The 6,083-nt window shown below is 35.5% G+C and carries 6 protein-coding genes; 1 reads left to right on the forward strand and 5 read right to left on the reverse strand.

Annotated features, from left to right (window positions below; genetic code table 11):
- The first annotated feature begins 171 nt into the window (after positions 1-171).
- Positions 172-1,101: a sugar transferase gene (locus Q0135_RS05780; protein ID WP_297989093.1), complete on the forward strand. Its 930-nt coding sequence runs from the start codon at positions 172-174 to the stop codon at positions 1,099-1,101.
- Here Q0135_RS05780 and Q0135_RS05785 read toward each other — a convergent pair.
- The 5 genes from Q0135_RS05785 to Q0135_RS05805 form a co-directional block, all read right to left on the reverse strand.
- The gene (locus Q0135_RS05785) at positions 1,096-2,235 is read right to left on the reverse strand and encodes a glycosyltransferase family 4 protein (RefSeq protein WP_297989094.1); all 1,140 of its coding nucleotides are present in this window, start codon (positions 2,233-2,235) and stop codon (positions 1,096-1,098) included. The genes Q0135_RS05780 and Q0135_RS05785 overlap by 6 nt on opposite strands.
- Positions 2,232-3,296, reverse strand: coding sequence for an EpsG family protein (locus Q0135_RS05790; RefSeq protein WP_297989095.1), 1,065 nt, complete (start codon positions 3,294-3,296; stop codon positions 2,232-2,234). The genes Q0135_RS05785 and Q0135_RS05790 overlap by 4 nt, the downstream gene beginning before the upstream one ends.
- 15 nt (positions 3,297-3,311) lie before the next feature.
- Entirely contained in the window at positions 3,312-4,310 is a 999-nt protein-coding gene (locus tag Q0135_RS05795) for a glycosyltransferase family 2 protein (protein WP_297989096.1), read from the reverse strand.
- Positions 4,307-5,542 (reverse strand): oligosaccharide flippase family protein, encoded by a 1,236-nt coding sequence (locus Q0135_RS05800; RefSeq protein ID WP_297989098.1) that lies wholly within the window; start codon positions 5,540-5,542, stop codon positions 4,307-4,309. Before Q0135_RS05800 ends, Q0135_RS05795 begins: the two co-directional genes overlap by 4 nt.
- Before the next feature lie 344 nt (positions 5,543-5,886).
- The coding region (locus Q0135_RS05805; RefSeq protein WP_297989100.1) for a hypothetical protein at positions 5,887-6,083 on the reverse strand (197 nt) is incomplete at its 5' end.

The raw sequence follows: 6,083 nt of genomic DNA on the forward strand, positions 1-6,083 counted from the left end.
GAGCAGCAGACTGAAAATCTGCGTGTCGGCAGTTCGATTCTGCCTCTAACCACCACCTCATATGCCTTCAATGAACCTACACTTAGATAAAAAGCGATCGCGAATTAAATATCTTTTAACACAACAATGCTAAAATAACGAAATTTTACGAAAGGCAAAAGCGGTAAAAGCATGCTGATTCTTGGTGAAAAATACAAATTTACCGACGTGGAGCTAAGAAGGCTTAATAAAAAATTCGACAAAGTTGACATCGTAAAATACGCCGCTCGCCCCTTTGCAGAGGTCCAGCTACAGATCGAAAACCTACTTAAAAATCACAATTATAAATTTCTAATCATAAACACCAAAGAATTTATAGATCCCAAAATGATAAAATTCCTTACGCTCTTGCAGTTTCGTTTCAATCACAAGCGGCTCAAAATTCTAACTATTGAAAAATTTTTAGAAAAATTCTTTCATAAATGCTATATCCCCGAAGACGATAGGGATTTGGAATTTTTAAGCAATATTAGGCCGTATAACGACTTCGAGTACGCCACGAAGCGCGTCATAGACTACATAGGCGGAGCGATCCTGTACGTTATATTTTTTGCGATCAAATTTCACGTAAAAAAGAAGATAGACGAGCAATCGCCGGGGAAATTATACTTCATCCAAAATCGCGTAGGACTAAATTTGAAAAATTTCAGATGTTATAAATTTCGAACCATGCACGAGCATTGCGTTCATAAACCATACACGCAGAAAAACGATAGTAGGGTGTTTGAGTTCGGCAAATTTATGAGAAAGACCAGGATGGACGAGCTGCCGCAGTGCATCAACGTACTGCGCGGAGATATGCACCTGATCGGGCCTCGCGCGGAATGGGATATTTTGGTCAGAAACTACGAAAAAGCGATCCCCTATTACAACGAACGCCATCTAGTCCGTCCTGGCATCACCGGCTGGGCACAGGTCAATTACCCTTATGGAGAAAACATCGAAGATGCCAAGCAAAAGTTAATGTATGATCTCTACTACATCAAATACTGGTCGCTGTGGCTGGAGATCAAGACAATCCTCATGACGATCGCCGTTATGATCAGAAAAAAGGGTTTATGAAATTTGATCTCCCAAAACCATCTTTAAAAGCCTATCGTTTGCCTTATGAACATCAAATTTTTTCTCCGCAATCCTCCTGCTCTCTAGCCCCATTGTATCGATCGTTCCTGGATTTTGTATAAAATACTCCATCTTCCGCACCAGGGCTTCATATTCGTACGGCGGCACCAAAAAGCCGTTCAATCCATCTATGACCGTCTCTTTGCAACCCACGCTATCAGTCGTGATAACCGCTCTACCTATCGCCATCGCCTCTTGCGTACTTCTAGGAAAACCCTCCCTGTACGATGGCAACACAAACACGCTAGAGCTAGCGATCCACTCATCCACATTATCCACAAAGCCCGGATATATCACGATGTCATCGTTTAGATACATATCTAGCTGCCGTTTTTTCAGACCGAAAGGATTTGTCTCGTCAAAGGAGCCCAAAATATAAAATTTCACCTCTTTGTGCTTTTGCTTTATAATCTTTGCGGCCCGTAGATACTCAAACACCCCCTTCTCCGCCAAAAGCCTGGCTACAAATATAAAACTCACGGGCTCTGCAGGCGCTTGAGAGTATTTAAATTTAGCCAGGTCGACCCCAATACCGCCTAAAATTTCAACACTTTTTACGCCGATTTTATATCTATCAATGAGGTCTTTTTTATCGTCGCTATTTAATAAGATGAGCTTATCGAGTAGAGGAAGGCTAAGCTTATAAAGCAAAATTTGAATAAATTTTATAAATTTCGTCTTGGCCGAAGATCCGTTTTTATGCAAAGTAAAAGCCCCGCCCAGCCCCTCAAGCATACCGACGATACGCGGCACCCCCGCTAATTTTGCCGCTATGGTGCCAAAAATTACGGGCTTTACGAAAAAGCTAAATACTATATCCGGCTGATATTTTTTAATGAGCCTTATCAAATCATATACCGCAAGAGCATCACCAAGCGGATTTAATCCTTTAGAATTTAGCTTGTAATCCAAAGCCGTAGCGCCGAGCTCCTTGATCCTGCTGCGTGAAGTATCGTCGTAGTCTCCCGCTAGGCAATAAATTTTAAAATTTTGCCCGGCGAGCTTTATGATAAATTCCTTCCTGAAATTTATCATCATAGAAGCGGCACCGCCTATAATAAAAATTTTTTTCAAAACGAGACTCTGTTATTGAATAATAGATATTTTATCACGGTGATAAAAAAAGCTATCAGGATAAAATACCCCAAGTAGAAGGTCTTTTTTGTGTTTAAATTTTTAAATAAAACGTAGGGGATAAAAAATTCAAAAACGCTAAATAGCAGATAAACTCTGCCTAAAATAGGGATGCCGTAAAATAAAATCCGCAACAGCGCCGCAAAATACGCGAGATTGTATAAAAATATGCTCTTTTTATCCGTCTCTTTTTTATAAAACAGCATAGATAGTATATTCGTAAAAAGGATAAAATAGATGCCCAAATAGCTAAAAATGCTTTCGCTATAAGGTTTCATATGATAAGAGACCAGATAGTCCGTGTAGATATTAGCAGGGATGTGATTGTAGATAAATTCCGCAACTATCTGAATAATCCCGATCCTATTAAATACAAAAAGTAGCATAAATACAAAAATCATCAAAGTGGTTTTATAGTGCTTTTTAAATAAATTAAATATTAAAAATAAAGGTATTATAATGATAATAGTCGGATGAAAAAGCACCCCTATGGCGGTAAGCATAAAAGATTTTAAAATTTTACGCTCATAGTATAAAATAAAAACTATCGGTATAAGGGTCGTAGCGATAACCGATCTAAGGGCATTGAATGACATGGCAAAAAACGACAATGTAAATAGAATATATGTAATAATTTGAAGCTTGTCGTCAAAATAATAAAATTTTTTATAAGTTTTGACCATATAATTCAAAGCAATAGTTTGTATTAAAGACCAAATGACAAAAAGTAATCCATAATTAATAGTTAAAGGGTTTAAATATTTTATCAAAAGATACATAATTATCCCTTTGTACAGGGAATATAATCTTTCTGTTTCTAAAAATAAAAATTTATACATTATATAATCGGTCCCGTAATTATCCTGAAACGCTACTAAAATAAAGAATATAGATAAAAAAGCGTAATATAGCAACGGTCGGATTTCTCTGTGTCTTATAGAAAAACCATATGCTAAAGCAGCGAAAAAATAAAATATAAAAATTGCGTATAAAGTGTACATATTTTAACTCATTGTCTATTTAGAGGTATTTTTCCTAACCCAAAGAGCTATCTCTCTAAATTTTAGATAGGCTTTTAATCCTAATAAATTATATATAATAACCCCGATCCTATCCTGCGTCTTAGAATTTTTATCTTTCAGCGCGATCATGGAGTTGTTTTTTATGATTTTATCCATTTTTATTAGCGCATCCTTGCTTAAATCGTCTAAATTATCCTTAAATTTATAAAAGGTCATAAATGCGTCTCTGAGCTTTCTGATCTCTATGGATTTTACAATATCTTTGTAATCACAGAAATATTTTTCTAGCTCGTCTAGGATATTAAATATAATTAAATCTTCAATATCGCCTTTGCTCGTCATGATAGAATTATCTCTTATAAAGTAAAAATAATCCTTCAGGTCGCAAAAAGCTATTTTGTCTGCTTTTGAAGCTATTATGGGCGTGGTCGCAAGGTCTTCGTATATCTGACCTTTTGGAAACCTAATGCCTGCAAATAACTCTTTTTTATAAATTTTAGCAACCGCACCGACATTATAAAATTTACCGCAAAATAGACTTTCTATACATTCCTTGGCTGTATGGATTAAAATAGGCTCATCATTTATACTTTTTTCATAAATTTTATCCTCACTGTCTTCATAAGCGCGCTTGATTGAGGTGATAGCCATATCCACATCGCATCTATCTATCAAGCAATATAAATTTTGTATATAAAATTTACTTACCCAGTCGTCACTATCTATAAAAGTTAAATATTCACCGCTTACAATATCGATACCTGCGTTTCTAGCATCGCTAAGACCGCCGTTTTCTTTATGGATTACTTTTATGCGGCTGTCTTTTAGTGCATATTCATCGCAAATTTTAGAACAACCATCAGTACTTCCGTCATCAACCAATATTATCTCTAAATTTTTATAAGTTTGATTTATGATGCTGTCGATACATTTTCCAAGATACTTTTCGACATTATATATAGGTACTATTGCGGATATCAAAACTTCCTTCATAAATCCCCTTTATCATTTAAAATTATCGCGGCACCCAGTATACATACTACAAAATATCCTATTCCAAGCCCAACTACTGTTCCTACGGCACCATAAATAGGAACAAAATATAAATAAGCCACAACGGCACCGCCTAGGGCAAGTCCCCATTTATGAATAAGGAGTTTACCCAACTTCATTTTAATTATATATAAATTTAAAGCCTCGTTTAAAAATATAAGCGGCAAAATAAATAATAGATATCTAAAAATTTCTACTGCGTCGTTAAATTTAGCTCCGAATATTAAGCTTATTAAAATTGGCGATAAAAAATACATCGCCATAGACGTAAAAAGCGAAATAGCAACCATACCGCAAGCAAGCAGCCATATATTTTTCTTTATGGTGTATAGTTCGTCAAATTTATAAACAAATAAAGGCGCAAATGATACCGCTATAATTGGCGCCATAGCAGTCACGCTACCAAAAAGCTGAATCGCCGAGGCATATAACCCTAAAGTCGTACCATCACTTAGATAACGCGTCGCAACAATATCCGCCCTCAAAAATATACACATAAAGCAGATACCTAGAAAAAATGGTAGTCCATCTTTAAGAAGGGGCAAAATTTTATTAAAATCAAATGTAAAGAATAGTTCTTTATTTAAAATCTTATAAACCCAAAGCAGACCTAGCGCCATGCAAATACTCTCCAGCGTATATGTAAGCGCATAAATATAGATATTAGTAACCCCTAGCCAAAATAGCGATGCCAGAATAGTAATCTTGATGATCGTAAAACAGATATATAGCACGCTTCTATATTTTATCATCGTCTGAGATTGTAAAAAGGCCGTGACGATACCGAATGCTTCGTCTAACAAAATACAAAATCCGAGAATTAGAGCCAGATTAAACGCTTTTACATCATCACTAAAATATACGAATGCTAAAAAAGCGATATATGCTACTATGCAGAAAAATGCCCTGATAAAAAAGCCGCTTCCCATTAAATATCTGCGCCGTATAGCATCCGCGTTCGTAAGCATAGGCACCATAATCTCTGCCGGATTAATATATGAAAGCGATTTGAAAATAACTACAAGCCCCAATAAATATTGAAAAGTCCCATATTTCTCAATCCCTAAAACTCTGGCTAAAATCGACGCAGTCACAATACTGCCGCCGATCCTAATACCATGTTCGAACAGAAGCCAGGAAATATTTTTGATAAATTTTATTTTGTTGCTCATAGTTTTAAGCTCAAAATCCTTTAAAAATTTAGATCGTATGATTGTATCCATCAAAAATTTAAAAGCAAATAAACAATATAAATAAATTGTGCGGATTTAAATTCGCCTATAAATAAATTATTCAAAATCTAAAGTAATTGTAAAAGCAATAAAGCAACTAGGTAAAATAACAGAGAAGTAAATAAAGTTAATATGCTTAGACATAACAATTGCTGCCAAAACCCAGACAAAACAATAAATCTTATCTGCCTCCAAAAAGTATAGAGTCATACCCTTTATAAATTTTTATAAAACAAAGGGGGAAGCCCAACTTACTCTCCTCCCCTTATTTTATATATTCTTTCTTATTGTTCTTTCTTGGATTTTTTAACCTTCTTTCCCGAAGCCTTTGACGAGCCGTCCTCTTTAGCCTCATCGTTCATTTTATCCATAGAGCCTTTTACTTTACTGCTCTGCTCATCCATAGAGTCCATATCCTCTTTTACTTTTTCTGATTTGGCATTTACTTTGGCCTTAGTAGATTTGGCGGTATCTTTAGCTT

It is taken from the genome of uncultured Campylobacter sp., from assembly GCF_937981295.1.
In the GTDB taxonomy this organism is placed as follows: domain Bacteria; phylum Campylobacterota; class Campylobacteria; order Campylobacterales; family Campylobacteraceae; genus Campylobacter_B.